The organism is Acinetobacter sp. 802_lipA (genome assembly GCF_058242885.1).
On record NZ_JBZAYP010000001.1, the window covers coordinates 2,587,319 to 2,603,598 of the forward strand.

Below are 16,280 nucleotides of genomic sequence, written 5' to 3' on the forward strand. Positions count from 1 at the left end.
GGCATTTTTATGCTGGCATATATTATTCGTCGAATTTGGCAAATGATCCCGACCATGCTTGGAGTGGTGTTGCTGATTTTCTTCTTGTTTAACTGGGTTGGTGGTGATCCTGCTTATATTTTGGCAGGGAAAATGTCGAACCCTGAACAGATTGAAAATATCCGACAGCAGCTTGGGGTCGATCAGCCCTATTATGTGCAACTGTGGATTTTCATTAAGCAGATTCTGACTTTTGATTATGGGCTGAGTTGGAGTACAGGGGAGTCAGTATCGCAAATCATCACGACACGACTCGGACCCTCGCTGACTTTGCTCATTCCGCTGACGATCTTACAAACCATCATTTCTATTGTGTTGGCTTTGGCGGTGGCAGCGGTGCGTGGCAGTTTAACGGATCGTATGGTGATGATGCTGTGTACGATTGGCATGTCGATCAGTATCTTGGTGTATATCATTGTTTTTCAGTATGTCTTTGCCTATCAGCTGAGCTGGTTTCCAGTACAAGGCTGGAGCGATAGCTTTAGTGTGAACCTGTTTAAATATGCTTTATTGCCCATTCTGATCATGTTAGTGGTCAGTATTGCCCCGACTTTACGGTTGTATCGTAGTTTTGTTTTGGATGAAGTCAATCAAGACTATGTTCGTACTGCACGTGCCAAAGGGATTGGTGAACGGCGCATTTTAGGCGTGCATGTGCTACGTAATGCCTCAATCCCGATTATTACAGACGTGATGGCAAGTTTACCTGCTTTGTTGATTGGTGCATTTTTGATTGAGCGTTTCTTTGGTATCCCGGGCATTGGTCGTGAAGTAATTATTGCGGTAGAGCGTAGTGATTTTCCCGTAATTAAAGCCATTACCGTGTACGTTGCCCTCGCAACGATGTTTTTCAACTTGATTGCCGATTTGATTTATAAATGGGTCGATCCACGTGTACAGTTGAAGTAGGTGAATTATGCTCAGTGTTCTTACTAAAAGAAAACCAGATACTGCTGAACCTACAACAGCGTCTACAGGACTATGGCAACTCGCCATGCGCCGCTTAAAACGCGATCGAATCGCCATGTTTTCTCTCCTAATCGTACTGTTTTATTTGGTGCTGTTAATTTTGTCATCTACAGGATTGATTGCAAAAAACTGGAATAAAGAAGTCGCTGTGAGTTATGCACCGCCTACGTTTATCGGTGCAGCAGCGATACCTGCTACGCAAAGTGAAACACGAAAAGTCGAAGCGGCTGTGCCTGAGAACCCTGTTGATCCTTTAAAAGATGTGATTCGTGAGCTCAACACAGAAATTGCTGCTGAACAGGGTGTGGGGGGGGCAATTGATTACTATGGGGTTGTTGATCCTTTAGCCGAAGATATGAGAGCGATTGATCAAGCGCTAGATGGTCATTTACTAGATCAGCAAGCGGAACTTAAGCAAAGCCTGATTTTAGGTGCCGACAAATGGGGACAAAGTGTTTTACTGAAAACCATTAAAGGTGCAGAAACATCAATTATTGTTGGCTTAGTCGCAGCTTTTCTTGCTGTGGTGATTGGCACGGTTTTAGGTGCCATTTCGGGCTACTTTGGTGGCTGGGTCGATGATGTCTTGAACTGGTTTTATAACATTTTTACCTCGATTCCTTATTTGCTTTTGGTGCTAGCGATTGCCGCAGTACTGCAACAAAAAGGTGTTTTATCCATTGTTTTGATTTTGGGTTTAACGGGGTGGACGGGGGTATATCGTTTAATTCGTGCCGAATATATGAAGCATACTTCGCGGGAATATGTGTTGGCGGCAAAAGCAATTGGGGTGAGTCATAGCCGACGTATTTTTGTGCATATATTTCCCAATGTCAGTCATATTGCACTGGTTCAAATGTCAATTTTAGTGGTGGCCTTTATTAAGTCAGAAGTGATTTTGAGCTTCCTAGGTTTTGGTGTCCCTGTTGGTGTGGTGTCATGGGGCAGCATGTTGAATGAAGCGCAAAGTGAACTGATTTTAGGTAAGTGGTGGCAGTTAGCGGCTGCTTCTGTGGCAATGGCGGTTCTGGTCACTGCATTTTCAATGTTTACCGATGCATTGCGAGATGCATTAGACCCGAAACTGAAATAGGAGTATGAGAATGTCTGAACTCAATCATATGACAGCGCCAGTCTTACTTCAGGTGGAAAACTTGCGTGTCAGCTTTAAAAATGAAGAAAAGCAGTACATTGAAACAGTCAAAGGCATTAGTTTTAGTATTCCAGTGAATGCCACTGTGGCTTTAGTCGGGGAGTCTGGCAGTGGTAAATCGGTCACATCGCTAGCGACCATGGGGCTATTACCTCCTGAAAGTAGTCAAATTGCTTTGGACAGTAAAATTCTGTTTGAGGGGAAAAACCTACTCGATTTACCACGCCGTGAAATGCGGAAAAAGTGCGGCAAAGATATTGCCATGATTTTTCAGGAACCGATGTCATCCTTAAATCCTGTGTTTACGGTGGGTTCACAAATTGCAGAAATTTTGCAGTTACATTTGGGCATGAGTCGTAAGCAGGCGCGTGCACGTGCTTTGGAACTCTTGATAGAAGTTGGAATTCCATCTCCTGAAGCCAAGATTGATGCTTATCCGGGGCAATTGTCGGGTGGGCAGCAGCAACGCGTCATGGTTGCTATGGCAATTGCGTGTAAACCCAAACTATTGATTGCCGATGAACCGACGACAGCGCTGGATGTCACCATTCAAAAGCAAATTTTAGATTTGCTGGAGTCGTTGCGGAAGAAGCATCAAATGTCGATGCTGTTTATTACCCATGATTTGGCTTTAGTCGGGGAAATTGCCGATCAGGTAATCGTAATGCGGCATGGTCAAATTCGTGAACAAGGCAGGGTTAAAGATGTGCTTGAACGCCCTCAAGATGTCTATACCAAAGCGTTGTTACACTGCCGTCCACAATTGTCCAAACGTCCCATGCGTTTGCCCATGATCAGTGATTTCATGCAGCAAAAGGGTGATGACTATATTGAAATGCATACCATCGATGTCGAGTCACTTCAACAAAGATCTCGCGGCTTAACTGGCCAAGAAGAGATCATTTTAGATGTGCGTGACCTTAAAAAGTCATTTTATAGTCGTAAAGGATTATTCGGCATAGAGGAGTTTCAAGCGGTCAAAGGCGTGAGTTTCCAACTGGCAAAAGGCAAGACTTTGGGCTTGGTGGGTGAGTCTGGTTCGGGGAAAACCACCATCGGATTATTGCTGATGCGTTTACAGGCGGCGACGGGAGGAAAAGCGCTGTTTGAAGGTCAAGATATTTTGGCCATGTCAGAAAAAGAGTTTGCTCGGTATCAACGCAAGATTCAAATTATTTTCCAAAATCCCTATGCATCACTCAATCCACGTTTTACCGTCGGGCAGATTCTGATGGAACCGATGCAGGTGCATCATATCGGCGCGAATGATGCTGAACGTAAACAGATGGCTTTGGAACTGTTGGAGCGTGTGAGCTTACCTGCACAGGCTTTTTATCGTTATCCGCATGAGTTTTCTGGTGGGCAACGTCAACGTATTGCGATTGCGCGCTGCCTAACCTTAAAACCTGAGGTTTTGATTTGTGATGAGTCAGTTTCGGCCTTGGATGTTTCGGTACAAGCCCAAGTACTGAATTTGCTGCAAGACTTACAGGATGAATTTGGACTGAGTTATATCTTTATTTCACATGATTTATCAGTGGTGAAATATATTTCAGATCAAATCATGGTGATGAATCATGGTGATGTGGTGGAAATAGCCAATTCAGATGATTTGTACCAGTCGCCACAGCACGAATATACCAAACGTTTACTTAGTGCTATTCCGCAAAGTGTGGCATGAATGGGTGGCTGTTGTTTTAATAATAAAAACGCTCAATAAGTTGGGCATTTTTTATAAGGAGCTTGCAGTTTTTTCTGATCTAGAGCAGAAAGGGAGCTTATTGTGCAGCGTAAACACATATAAAAAGAGCCACTCGAAAGTGGCTCAAATTTGGACTTTAGAAATTAAAATTTCTTAAAGCTTTTATTTCCAAAAGGTTTACGTGGCGCATTTTCATCACGCGCGTCGCGTTGACCATAGGTGCCTTTGTTGCCAAAGTTCTCTGGACGGCTGTCACGTTGTGCATAGCCTGAGTTTTGGCGTGGTTCACGTTGACCATAACCAGTTTGTGCATTGTCCTGACGACGTTGGCTATGACCATTTGGATTTTCACGACGTTCACGGTTGAAAGCTGGCTTCGCTTGTTGTTGGCCTTCATCTTCATTGTCACGGCGCTGTTGGCGTAAGAAACCACCACGACGCGCAGCCATTGGTTTTTCTTGCATACGTTCAGTACGACGTTTTGCCATGCCGTATAAACCAGTGCCTTGACGTGGTTTTAACTCAACCGCTTTGGTTAAGTTGTCGATGTCGTTTTTGTCCAACTCCATCCAACGCCCCGTACGTAATTCACGCGGTAAAATAACCGTGCCATAACGTGTACGGAGTAGACGGCTGACTTTTAAACCTTGTGATTCAAAAATACGACGTACTTCACGGTTACGACCTTCTTTTACCACCACTTGATACCAACGGTTAATCCCTTCACCGCCAATTTCAGAGAATGACTCAAACTTCGCTGGGCCATCATCTAACACCACACCTTTGAGCATGTTGTTCTTAATTTGAGGCGTCACTTCACCCATAACACGTACAGCATACTCACGTTCAACTTCATTTGATGGGTGCATCAAGCGATTCGCGAGTTCGCCATCATTTGTGAACAACAGTAGACCTGTTGAGTTAATATCCAGACGTCCAACCATCACCCAGCGATCATTCGCGATTGCAGGTAATTGATCGAATACCGTTGGACGTGACTCAGGGTCGTTACGTGAACAAATTTCGCCTTCTGGTTTATAGTAAATCAGAACACGACGACGAATTTCATCTTCAATTTGGAACGATACTTTACGACCATCGATGCGAAGCTCATCACCTGGTTCAATACGTTCGCCTACTTGGGCAACTTGGCCGTTGACACTCACACGACCAGCGGCAATGACTTCTTCCATATAACGGCGAGAACCCAAACCAACTCGTGCGAGTACCTTTTGCAACTTTTCACTCATGACAGCATAACCTTAGAAATTATCATCAACAGTTCACCTATTTACGACTTCGGTGCATTCGCATCGAGCGCCATAAAAGCTTCCTTGGCATCCTGCAGGGGAGGCAACTGACCTAAAGAATTTAGGCCAAATGCATTTAAAAATTGGGGCGTCGTAACTAACAACGCAGGTCTTCCTGGGAGTTCACGAAAACCAGATTCTTTAATCCAGTTCCAATCAAATAACGCTCGTAACAGTTGACTGTTATTTGAGACTCCTCGAATTTGTTCTATATCTGCTCGAGTGACGGGTTGATGATAAGCAACCACGGCCAACATTTCGAGTAGCGATGGCGAGAGGCGAGTTGGTCGCTCTGGCCACGTTTGTGCAACGATTTGACGGTATTTTGCTCGAACTTGAAAACGAAAACCTTGAGCAGTTTCAATCAGTTCAATCGAACGACCATGTTGTAGCATGGCAAGTTGTTGTAAAAACAGGCGTAAATCTTGTTTGCTATATTGATTTTGGAACGATTCTTTCAATCGTGCAAGTGAAACAGGCGCATCACTGGCAAAAATAATCGCTTCTAATTGCATCAACACTTCATGCAAGTTGTCTGCATTCGTTACAGGAGCGGTTTGTTCTAACATTATTTTTTGACTCCTTGTATCGAAAGTGGTGCTTCAACACCTGAACTCACAATTTGAATACGTTGCTGGCGGGTTAACTCTAAAATGGCCATAAACGTCACGACCATGCCCATACGTCCTTGAATGGGACGCAGCAAAGATTCAAAAACTAAAACTTCACCTGAAGCGACTTTGCTTTCAATAAAAGCCATACGCTCTTCAAGTAAAACTGGTTCTTGTGCAATTTGGTGGGTGATTGGCTCAGGTCGGTTAAACACGCAGAAAAGTGCATCACGCAGCTGTTGCACATTATGACCGTCATTATTGTCTAGAGTTTGGCCTAAGCTGACATTGGTTGAGAAGGTGTCTCGCTCTAATATAGGCATTTGTCCTAAGCGTTCAGCCGCTTGTTTAATTCGTAGATAAGTTTCTAAACGGTCAATCAGCTCTTGTTTTGGGTCTTTTTCAATTTGGATTGCATTGGGTGCTTTTGGCAATAGCAAACGTGACTTTAAATCAGCCAATAGCGCGGCCATCACCATATAGTCTGCTGTCAGCTCAATGTTAAGCGACTTCATGGCATCCATATAAGACAGGTATTGCGCTGCAATAGGGGCAATATCTAACTGTAATAAGTCGAAGCCGTTTTTTTGAATCAGGTAAATCAGAAAGTCGAGTGGTCCTTCAAAATGCTCTAAAAGAATTTCAAATGCAGCTGGAGGAATATATAAATCCTCGGGGATGGAGTCATGCCACTCATCCATAACACGGATTTGTGGAAGATCTTCCATGGCATTATGGACGGATTGATTCATTACAGTTATTGGCCACGCGAATTTTCAAAGGCATGATTATGTTTTTTCGAATCAGTACTTAAGGAGAAAAAGTAGAGGCGATTTAAAAAATACATAATTTTAATAGGGCTTAGTGTAAAACAAATTGCGGCGTGAATACATGATTTCACCGACCAAATAACAAAAAAAGCTGTAAATAAATAGAGAGTATTTATTTGTGTGATGCTTTTTATGCGCTGATGTCGTAGCTAAATTTGCAGAAGTGGGGTGGGTTTGAGAGAACATGATGTACTTAGGACCTAGTCCTGTGGTTTGAAAAATAATCGATTTATTGTAAGTAGCTAGATGAGGCTGCATAGTGCGGCATTATGAATCTCAAAAGCAGCCTACAAAATAGGCATTGGATGAATACCTTAAAGAATAGCGCTGAAATACGAAGAAAGTATTTCAGCGCTGCTCCAACTTCAGAGACTTTGAAGTCTCAAATTTTTGGGTGTTGATCAATCTCAGATCATCGCGTTTGAAATTATTTAGTCTTTTAAATCGATTGTGACGGTATCGATTTGACCTGTGAATGCATACGGCGCTTTTTCATTGTAGCGAGGTGAAACGGTTGAGCCTAAGTCCATACCGATATCGAAGGTTTCAGTTGCGGAGAAGCGATAAGGAACCACTTTTTCAACCTGACCTTGGGCAACCGTTTCGCCATTGACGCTGATGGTCACGGGTCCGCCAATACCATGTCGACCTTCACGCGGAGTCTGTTGATAGTCTACGACGATGGTGTGTTTACCCGGCGCTAATGCTTTGGTGGCAGCAATCCGATAATACGATTGGGCAAAGAAGTTGTATTCGTACACAGGTATGCCATTTTCCAAATACAACGAGAAGCCACCTCCTGAACCACCTTCAGCCACAATTACACCATTGGCACCGCTTTTAGGAATGACAACGTCAGCCTTAATACTATGCGAGCGCTGATACATGGATGGTGCACTGCCTTCAGGCAGACGCGTGGTTCCTGCTGAATAGGTGAATTGCTTTCGGCCACGAACTGAAGAAGGCCGCTCTGGATTAAAAGCACGTTCTACAAAACGATCATCTAACGGATAAACGCCATATTTGCCTGCTTCTTGGTCGAATAGCTTCTGCATTTCTGCTAAGCGTTGAGGCTCTTTGGCTGCTAGGTCATGCGCTTGGGAAAAGTCCTGTTTGATATTGTATAGTTCCCATGGACTATCTTTAAAGCCTAAAGAGCCACTGAGCTTCCACGGTACGCCATGGAAGGATGAGGCAACCCAACCGTCTTGATAGATGGCTCTATGTCCACCCGTTTCAAAGTATTGGGTATGACGCTGATCTTTGGCTTTTGCATCATTGAAACTGTATGCCATGCTAATGCCAGACATTGGCGTTTGCTTTACACCATCTACTAAGTTGGGCTGCGGAATATTGGCTGCTTCTAAAATGGTTGGGGTGATGTCGGAAACATGATGGAATTGGTTATGGATCGCATGCGTGGCTCTAATTTTTGCAGGCCAAGAAACGATCATGCCATTGCGTGTTCCCCCGAAGTGAGAAGGAACGCGTTTCATCCATTGAAATGGAGACGAGCCAGCCCATGCCCAACCGACAGGATATTGGTTTTCGTGTTTAGGTCCGCCAATTTCATCAATATGTTTTAATTGATTTTCAACGGTATCTGGAAAACCATTTTGAGTCATTAGGTTATTGATAGTACCCGTTAACGTCCCTTCAGCACTGGCACCATTATCCCCCGCAATAAAAATAATGAGGGTATTGTCTGCATCTGGAAGTTTCTTGATGGCTTTAATCAAACGTCCCATTTCATGATCTGTTTGTGCGAGGAAACCTGCAAAGACTTCTTGATGTTTTGCAAACAAGCGCTTCTCATCTGCACTCAGAGCAGCCCAAGCTTGAATACTGTCTGGGCGAGGCGTCAAGTCGGTATTTTTAGGAACAATGCCTAATTTTTTCTGACGGGCCAAGGTTTCTTCACGGACTTTGTCCCAACCTTGGTTGAACTGTCCTTGAAACTTATCAATCCATTCTTGATTGACATGCAGTGGTGCATGGACGGCACCGGGTGCCATATAGACAAAATACGGTTTATCTGGAGAGACTGAGCCTTGGCGATTGATCCAACCAATTGCATCATCGACCAAGTCAACATTCAGATTATAGCCTTGTTCTGGTCGTTTAGTGGGTTCAACGGGTGTCACCCCGCGGATCAACTGTGGTTCCCATTGGCTCGACTCACCACCAAAGAAGCCATAAAAATATTCGAAACCGAGACCTGTTGGCCAGCGTTCAAAGGGACCAACTGGGGATGTTTCCCAGTCAGGGGTGTTGTGCCATTTACCAAATGCCGCAGTGGCATAGCCATTGTCTTTAAGGATTCTAGCCACACTGGCACTTTCCTTAGGCCATATCGTGTTATATCCCGGATAACCTGTTGAAAGTTCGGTAATGGTTCCCGCTCCAACTTGATGTGGGTTTTGTCCCGTTAAAAGCGCTGCACGGGTAGGGGAACTGATTCCTGTAGTATGGAAACGATTGAAAATCACACCATCATCTGCAAGTTCATCCATTTCAGGTGTCGGCACAGGTCCCCCAAAGGTGCCAGCTTGCCCAAAGCCCAAGTCATCTAACAAAATCACCACCACATTGGGTGCATCTTTCGATGCTTTTATCGGTTGAGGGAAATCTTGTTTAGAGCCTTCAAAGGTTTCTTTAATCACCCCATTAAATGCGGGTGTGGGTTGGGGTAAGACCAAGCCTGTCTGATTGAGGGCTTGAGGTGCTGAACTTTGGGTTTCAGGTGCGGCTAAAGCCATATGCGAAGCTGCAATCGCAGCAACCAGCGTGAGGACTTGTGTCAGTGGTTTTGGGGTTAATGGTCTATTTTTGTTCATATACAATCCCTTATTAAAAGTTTCCTTGTTGTGGTGTTGAAAAACCGTATTTAGTTTTGAAAAAAATGCGCGAAAATGCGAAGTAGAAAGAAAAGACCTACAGAATAAAAAGGCTTAGATGCACTGGAGTAGTTGAAACTGCAAACAGGCCTAATATTGTGATATTCCCTTGGTTCGGCATTTTTTGTCCTTATTGATTTGATTATGATGTGGCTGTTTTTCATGCCATGACGATCCATCGTCAATGTACGGCGAAGTATGTTTGATGTTCTGGCCGTACAGTAGCAAACTGCTTCGGAAGATGAACCACTCAAAAGAATGGACTTGGCTGTTTTTTCCGCACTTTAAAATGAAGATGGCTCTTTGCAGTAACATCGGTTGTGAGCGCTAAAGCCGCACAGCTGAAGTGCTTTAATTTTTATGGATGTGTACTGATTTGAAAGCCTAGGGATGTAAAGTACGTCCAAAATATGCATAAATGCGTCAGTTGACGCCAAGGAAAAGATTCATCCATAATTTACTCAGGTCCTTGTAGCGCAAATTCAATGATGCGCTGACAGCTGTCTTGTAGGCAGAGATTTTTGGGTTCAAGATATTTGAAGTATTGTTGGATGGTCGCGATCGGCAGGAAATAGCTATACAGATTCTCTTCCCGCATAATGCAGTTGATTGAACTCGGGTTTTGCACCAAAGTCTCGGACTCAAGTGTCCAAGGACGCTGCACATATAAACTATGTTGCTCGGGAAATTGATTCAGATTGAGCAAAACCGTAAACAGGGTCATGTTGATCTATTGAGAATGTGAGATTCAGTTTCCCTAGCGAATAAATGCAGCGCATCACTCAAATGCGCTGACATCGCCAAGCCCACGGCGAATCACTTCAGGGTGATCACCTGATAAATCGACAATACTGGTGGTGCTTAATGTGCCCAGCCCGCTGTCGATAAACACATCAATTCGTTTTGATAGTTGCATTTCTATATCATAGGGATCATCCAGCGGTTCTTCCTGATTCGGCAGGATTAAAGTACTGGTTAGTAGTGGTTCACCCAACTCTTTGAGTAACATTTGGCACACAGGGTTACTTGGAATACGTAGACCAATGGTTTTTTTCTTCGGATGCATCAAGCGTTTAGGCACTTCACTGGTTGCAGGCAAAATGAACGTGGTCACGGCTGGTGTATTGTTTTTCAGTAAACGATACATAGCATTGTCCACTTTGGCATAAGTGGCAATATCGGAAAGATCCGCGCAAATGATGGCATATTGATGTTTGGCCCCAAGGCCGCGAATTTGAGCGATCCGCTCCATGGCATTTTTATTCCCAATCTGGCAGCCAATGGCATAAGCGGCATCGGTCGGATACACCACCACATCGCCTGCGCGAATCCGTTCTACTGCTTGGCTGATTGAGCGTGCTTGAGGGTTATCAGGATGGACTCTTAAATGAAGCATCGTTTTTATCTCCTGATGGTTTTTTCAACATTATCGCGCTTTATCTCGGTGATGTTCAATGACCAAAATGTGAATCGTGCTAAATTTAGTCGAGCATTTCTCTTTGAAATTCATCGCTCTGTAATATTTTGCCAGCACGAGTACACAGGCAAATACAGTCAATGAAGTGTTTCGCATCACGCGGTAATTGGGCTTGGCCTGAAAAATAAGCCTGAACTTGAGCGAAAACATGGTCTTTGAAGCGGCTGCCGTCACCACCTTCACCAGTCAAATTGTCGAGTGAAACCCGAAATTTACGTCCAAAGGCTTTTGCAAACATCCATTCAATGGCTTGAGGTTTAATTTCAACCTGTTCAAATAAAGCTTGTTGTTCAGCTGTGCGACCATCGGGTGCATACCAGTAGCCTAAATCGGGGAGTAGGCGACGTTTGTCTCCTGCAATGCTCCAATGGCTGATTTCATGCAAGGCACTATTAAAAAAACCATGGGCAAATTGGATACGCGCAGGGGAGCTTTCTATCGCGGGAAAATATTCAGGTTCAGAGTCACCTTTAACCAAGTTGACATTCAGGTGGGAAAACCAACGATTAAAGTGTAAGATGAGCCAATCAACTTGTTCTGCTTCTGTACACAAATTCTCCCACGTCGAGAGTTGCACTTGGCGGTTTGAAATGTCAGAATCGACAGTTGAAATTGTGCTCACAAGTGATGAAATACTCACTTCTGTTTGCGGCTGCAACAGATGCATGACTTAAGTTACCCAAATGGTCTGTCTAAATAAGTACAAAATTGTATCTTAATCTTTGACAGAGTACTGATGAATTTGTAGAATTGCCGCCTTAATTATGTCAGCAAATACCTTTCCGGCACAGATTGAGCCGTTTAAATGGGCCGAACAAGGCTTTACATGGTCAGGAACACTGCCATTGTCTCGCTTTGCTCGTATAGCCCGTGAAGCTGTTGGATCAATTGATGATCAATTGATTAACATAGACTGTAAGCTATCAATGGATGCGTATCATCGTATTGTATGGCTAGATGGTCACGTTGAAACGAACGTTCCAATGGAATGCCAGCGTTGTTTAGGCACGGTAAACATTGAACTCGTTTCAGATTTTCATCTAGCTCTAGTGGATGATGAGTCACTGATAGAGCGCTTGGATGAGGATGCTGATTTCATCGTCTTAGGTGAAAGTGAAGCAACGACGAAAGGTAGCTATGATGCGCCTGCGACGGCTGATTTACTGTCTCTGATAGAAGATGAATTGTTATTGTTGATGCCTTTGTCCGCTAAGCATGACGCTTGTGAACATAAGCACCAACCTGCCGTTGAAGAACTTGTTGAAGAAAAGCGGGATAATCCGTTTGATGTTTTGGCAAGTTTGAAGGGTAAACTTAACTAATTTTTGTGTTATACTCTTCCGTATAAGACAACTGAATTTGTTCTGATCCATATTTTTCGATTTGTAAGGAGCCATCATGGCCGTTCAGCAAAACCGTAAAAGTCGCTCTCGCCGTGACATGCGCCGTTCACATGACGCTTTAACCGAGAATGCATTAACTGTAGACCAAGCTACTGGCGAGATTCACCGTCGTCACCATGTATCTAAAGATGGTATCTACCGTGGTCGTCAATTATTCGCTAAAGCATCTGCTGAATAATTGTCGAAGCATTAAGCTTAAAGCTTAGTCGAAAAAAGGGGAGCGTAAAGCTCCCTTTTTTTGTTGTCGAATTTTTATCGCTGCTGTTTTTGTTGTATTTGGCAATTACATCGACCTAAATTAAGTGTTAAATTTTCGCTCCATAAACGAGAGCAAAGACAAGAAAGGACTTTTTTATGTCTGCGAAACAACTTGATCAAGTCGCTCAGGCAACAAAAACAGCGTTTGTATTTCCCGGTCAGGGTTCACAAAAGGTTGGCATGTTGGCTGAATTGGCAGAACAATTTGCCAGTGTTGAAGCAACATTTGCAGAAGCCTCTAAAGCGGTTGGATTCGATTTGTGGCACATTGCACAATCTGGTGAAGGTTTAGACCAAACTGAATTTACCCAACCAGTATTGTTAACTGCCAGTATTGCTTTGTGGCGTGTATGGTTAGAACTTGGCGGTGTTGCACCGAAGTATTTGGCGGGGCACTCACTTGGTGAATACAGTGCGTTGGTTGCAGCAGGAAGCCTAAGCTTAGGTGATGCAGTCAAGCTGGTAAATTTGCGTGGCAAGTTGATGCAAAGTGCTGTACCTCAAGGTAAGGGTGCAATGGCAGCCATCTTAGGTTTAGATGATGCGCAAGTTGTTGCTTTATGCCAACAAGTTTCGAGTCAAGCTGAAGGTTCAGTTGAGGCAGCTAACTACAATGCTCAGGGTCAAGTGGTGATTGCTGGTGAAAAAGCAGCAATTGAAGCAGTCATGGCTTTAGCCAAAGAAAACAGCGGCAAAGCGATTGCATTACCAGTTTCTGTTCCATCGCATTGTTCATTGATGAAGCCTGCTGCAGAACAGTTTGCAGAAGCTTTGGAACAAACTGCCATTGAGCTGCCTAGCATACCTGTAATACAAAATGTGGGCGCGGAAATTGCTACAGATGTAGCACAAGTCCGCCAAGCACTTACCGCTCAGTTATATGAGTCTGTACAGTGGACCAAAACAATGCAGTTTATTCAGGATCAAGGGATCCAATATGTTGCAGAGTGTGGTCCAGGCAATGTTTTGGCAAACTTGGCAAAACGTCTACCTAATATTGAAAAAGCATTTCCACTCGATAGTAAATCGCGCTTGGAAGATGCACTAAATGCCATTTTAGTGGCTGAAGGAAAAATTGCATGACACAGGAACGCAAAATTGCACTCGTGACAGGTGCAAGTCGAGGGATTGGTGCTGCCATCGCTCAGCAACTTATTCAAGACGGTTATTTTGTTGTGGGTACTGCGACATCTGAGTCAGGTGCAGAAAAACTTGCTGTAAGCTTCGGTGAACACGGTGCAGGTAAAGTACTCGATGTTCGTGATGGTGCTGCCATTGATGCGCTTGTAACTGACATTGAACAAAACTATGGCCCTGTGTTGGTTTTGGTGAACAATGCTGGAATTACCAAAGATAATTTGTTACTTCGTATGTCAGAAGATGACTGGGATGACATTTTAAATATCCATTTAAAAGCAGTTTACCGTTTATCTAAACGTGTGCTAAAAGGCATGACTAAAGCACGTTTTGGACGAATTATTAATATTAGTTCTGTGGTTGCGCATTTTGCCAACCCAGGTCAGGCCAACTATTCAGCAGCGAAAGCTGGTATTGAAGCATTTAGCCGTAGCCTTGCAAAAGAAATGGGCAGCCGTCAAATCACTGTAAACTCAGTGGCGCCTGGTTTTATTGCAACAGAAATGACTGAGCAATTAAGCGAAGATATCCGTAAAAAAATGAGCGATCAAGTGGCTTTGAACCGTTTAGGTGATCCACAAGATATTGCAAATGCGGTGAGCTTCTTGGCATCAGACAAAGCAAATTACATTACTGGTACGGTAATGCATGTAAATGGTGGTCTATACATGAGCTAATTGGCTGATGGATAAACTTTCAAAATTTTAAAGATTCAATTAAACTAACGGCATTAAAAACGCCACAAGCAATGAGGAGAATTCCTGTGAGCGATATCGAACAACGCATCAAGCAAGCAGTTGCAGAACAACTTGGTCTTAAGGCTGAAGAAATCAAAAACGAAGCATCTTTCATGGATGACTTAGGTGCTGACTCTTTAGACCTTGTTGAGCTTGTTATGTCTTTCGAAAACGACTTTGACATCACAATCCCAGATGAAGATTCTAACGAAATCACAACTGTACAATCTGCGATTGACTACGTTTCTAAGAAACTAGGTTAATACATATTGTTTCAGCTTTGCTGAATGGAAAGGCCACCCACTTGGGTGGCTTTTTTATGCCTTTCAAAAAATGCAAAGCACCTAACTCACCTTTAAAATCTGCTATTTACTCGGGTAACTTACAAAGCTTTACCTTAAGAGGACTTTTCGCTACCAAATCTGTTGTCTTTTTTGGGTATAAAAAAGGGTGTCTCATTTTTGAGCATTCAATATAACAACACTGATATAACAAGATGGAGCATACACATGGGTCTTTTTGATTTTGTTAAAGGCATTGGTAAGAAAAATACAGCAGCAGCCGAGCCTCAAGCTGCACCAAGCACACCAGCAGAGCCATCTGCTCAAGAAATTGCCAACAAGTTATTGGGTCATATTAAAGCATTGGGCTTACCTGTGACGGGACTTTCAGTCAGCTATAACTCCACCACGGATTTGGCGACCGTGAAAGGGCAAGTTCAGACTCAAGCCGACAAAGAAAAGATTGTTTTAGCCGTCGGTAATATTGACCATGTGGCACAAGTCGATGATCAACTCACTGTGGCTAGCCCTGAACCTGAAAGTAAGTTCTACACGGTTAAATCGGGGGATAACTTATCGAAAATTTCCAAAGCATTTTATGGTGATGCCAACCAGTACAATAAAATTTTTGAGGCCAACCGTCCGCTATTGAAAGATGCAGATGATATTTTCCCAGGCCAAGTCCTACGTATTCCTGCTTAAGTTCAAAGGTTGAAGAAAAGGCGCATGAAGCGCCTTTTTTATTTGAGAGTGGAATGTTGATCAAGTGCTTAGTGACTTGCTTTCACAACAGCATGCTGATTGAGCATACCTAAAGTAATTTTTTTTACTTCATCTCGACTTTGTTGAATGTGAGCACTGATCTTTTCAACTGCAAGCTCCGTCTGTTGCTGTGCTATATAATTCAAAATGGCTTGATGCTCCGCATAGGTGGCTTCAATTCGATCCATTTTTGAAAAATCGAGGCGCCGAATAATGCGAATTTTTTCACTGACCTCTTGGTGAATTTTGATCATTTCTTGATTGCCAATGGCACGAACCAATGCACAGTGAAAATCTTCATCAATTTTCGCCATGGCTTTTAAACTCGATAGATACTGCTTAGGTGCAACCATCCAAATTTTGTGTAGGTGTTTCATTTCCTTCGATGGCTGAGATGTACTGCTGCATAACTTTCGAATTGCGTACTGCTCAATCATGATGCGCAGCTCATAAAGCTCATCGTAGTATTGCAAGTTCAGCGGGCGGACAGTCCAGCCACTACGAAATGCCACCTCTACATAGCCTTCTTGTTGCAATCGATATAGCGCCTGCCGTGCAGGCGTGCGGCTGACCTGATAGCTCAAGGCGATTTCGGATTCGGTAAAACGTTCACCTGGCATCAATTTGAAATCAAAAATATCGTTTTTTATTTGCTGGTAAACCAGTTCAGACAAATTGTCTGAACTTGAACCTGCACGTGTCATATTGGGCATG

At 43.5% G+C, this 16,280-nt stretch carries 17 protein-coding genes; 9 read left to right on the top strand and 8 right to left on the bottom strand.

Annotated features, from left to right (window positions below):
- Positions 1-9: 9 nt before the first annotated feature.
- From AC4CU3_RS12830 to AC4CU3_RS12840, 3 genes are read left to right on the top strand one after another with little or no spacing between them, the layout of a single operon-like run.
- Positions 10-948 carry an ABC transporter permease gene (locus tag AC4CU3_RS12830; RefSeq protein WP_005400312.1) on the top strand — a complete coding sequence of 313 codons (939 nt, stop codon included), beginning with the start codon at positions 10-12 and terminating at the stop codon, positions 946-948.
- A gap of 7 nt (positions 949-955) precedes the next feature.
- Positions 956-2,101, top strand: a complete 1,146-nt coding sequence (locus AC4CU3_RS12835) for an ABC transporter permease (RefSeq protein ID WP_005400313.1) — start codon at positions 956-958, stop codon at positions 2,099-2,101.
- Positions 2,102-2,111: 10 nt separating this feature from the next.
- On the top strand, positions 2,112-3,842 hold the full coding sequence (locus AC4CU3_RS12840; RefSeq protein ID WP_005400314.1) for an ABC transporter ATP-binding protein: 1,731 nt from the start codon (positions 2,112-2,114) through the stop codon (positions 3,840-3,842).
- 164 nt (positions 3,843-4,006) lie between these two features.
- Here the strand turns inward: AC4CU3_RS12840 and rluB are convergent, their stop codons facing one another.
- The 7 genes from rluB to AC4CU3_RS12875 form a co-directional block, all read right to left on the bottom strand.
- Positions 4,007-5,113, bottom strand: coding sequence for a 23S rRNA pseudouridine(2605) synthase RluB (gene rluB, locus AC4CU3_RS12845; protein WP_004695341.1), 1,107 nt, complete (start codon positions 5,111-5,113; stop codon positions 4,007-4,009).
- A gap of 41 nt (positions 5,114-5,154) precedes the next feature.
- Positions 5,155-5,742, bottom strand: coding sequence for an SMC-Scp complex subunit ScpB (scpB, locus tag AC4CU3_RS12850; protein WP_279043359.1), 588 nt, complete (start codon positions 5,740-5,742; stop codon positions 5,155-5,157).
- Complete coding sequence (locus AC4CU3_RS12855) at positions 5,742-6,536, bottom strand: segregation and condensation protein A (RefSeq protein ID WP_125280338.1); 795 nt, start codon at positions 6,534-6,536, stop codon at positions 5,742-5,744. The genes scpB and AC4CU3_RS12855 overlap by 1 nt, the downstream gene beginning before the upstream one ends.
- Before the next feature lie 509 nt (positions 6,537-7,045).
- Positions 7,046-9,451 carry a sulfatase-like hydrolase/transferase gene (locus AC4CU3_RS12860; RefSeq protein WP_279043356.1) on the bottom strand — a complete coding sequence of 802 codons (2,406 nt, stop codon included), beginning with the start codon at positions 9,449-9,451 and terminating at the stop codon, positions 7,046-7,048.
- A gap of 517 nt (positions 9,452-9,968) precedes the next feature.
- Positions 9,969-10,235 carry a hypothetical protein gene (locus tag AC4CU3_RS12865; RefSeq protein ID WP_279043354.1) on the bottom strand — a complete coding sequence of 89 codons (267 nt, stop codon included), beginning with the start codon at positions 10,233-10,235 and terminating at the stop codon, positions 9,969-9,971.
- Between the two features lie 54 nt (positions 10,236-10,289).
- A complete protein-coding gene (locus AC4CU3_RS12870; RefSeq protein ID WP_004695345.1) occupies positions 10,290-10,907 on the bottom strand; it encodes an L-threonylcarbamoyladenylate synthase in 618 nt (205 codons plus the stop codon).
- A gap of 85 nt (positions 10,908-10,992) precedes the next feature.
- Positions 10,993-11,655, bottom strand: coding sequence for an elongation factor P hydroxylase (locus AC4CU3_RS12875; protein WP_279043352.1), 663 nt, complete (start codon positions 11,653-11,655; stop codon positions 10,993-10,995).
- 97 nt (positions 11,656-11,752) lie between these two features.
- On the opposite strand from AC4CU3_RS12875, the gene AC4CU3_RS12880 reads away from it, so the two are divergent.
- From AC4CU3_RS12880 to lysM, 6 genes are all read left to right on the top strand, one after another.
- The gene (locus AC4CU3_RS12880; RefSeq protein WP_004982945.1) at positions 11,753-12,310 is read left to right on the top strand and encodes a YceD family protein; all 558 of its coding nucleotides are present in this window, start codon (positions 11,753-11,755) and stop codon (positions 12,308-12,310) included.
- A 76-nt stretch (positions 12,311-12,386) separates the two neighbouring features.
- A complete protein-coding gene (gene rpmF, locus AC4CU3_RS12885; RefSeq protein ID WP_004695348.1) occupies positions 12,387-12,569 on the top strand; it encodes a 50S ribosomal protein L32 in 183 nt (60 codons plus the stop codon).
- Positions 12,570-12,745: 176 nt separating this feature from the next.
- Entirely contained in the window at positions 12,746-13,732 is a 987-nt protein-coding gene (gene fabD, locus AC4CU3_RS12890; RefSeq protein ID WP_201702625.1) for an ACP S-malonyltransferase, read from the top strand.
- Positions 13,729-14,463 carry a 3-oxoacyl-ACP reductase FabG gene (gene fabG / locus AC4CU3_RS12895; RefSeq protein WP_062034057.1) on the top strand — a complete coding sequence of 245 codons (735 nt, stop codon included), beginning with the start codon at positions 13,729-13,731 and terminating at the stop codon, positions 14,461-14,463. Before fabD ends, fabG begins: the two co-directional genes overlap by 4 nt.
- Before the next feature lie 86 nt (positions 14,464-14,549).
- A complete protein-coding gene (gene acpP, locus AC4CU3_RS12900) occupies positions 14,550-14,786 on the top strand; it encodes an acyl carrier protein (RefSeq protein ID WP_004695351.1) in 237 nt (78 codons plus the stop codon).
- A gap of 246 nt (positions 14,787-15,032) precedes the next feature.
- Entirely contained in the window at positions 15,033-15,506 is a 474-nt protein-coding gene (gene lysM / locus AC4CU3_RS12905; RefSeq protein ID WP_004982938.1) for a peptidoglycan-binding protein LysM, read from the top strand.
- A gap of 68 nt (positions 15,507-15,574) precedes the next feature.
- Here the strand turns inward: lysM and AC4CU3_RS12910 are convergent, their stop codons facing one another.
- Positions 15,575-16,279: a GntR family transcriptional regulator gene (locus AC4CU3_RS12910; protein WP_279043346.1), complete on the bottom strand. Its 705-nt coding sequence runs from the start codon at positions 16,277-16,279 to the stop codon at positions 15,575-15,577.
- Position 16,280 lies beyond the last annotated feature (1 nt).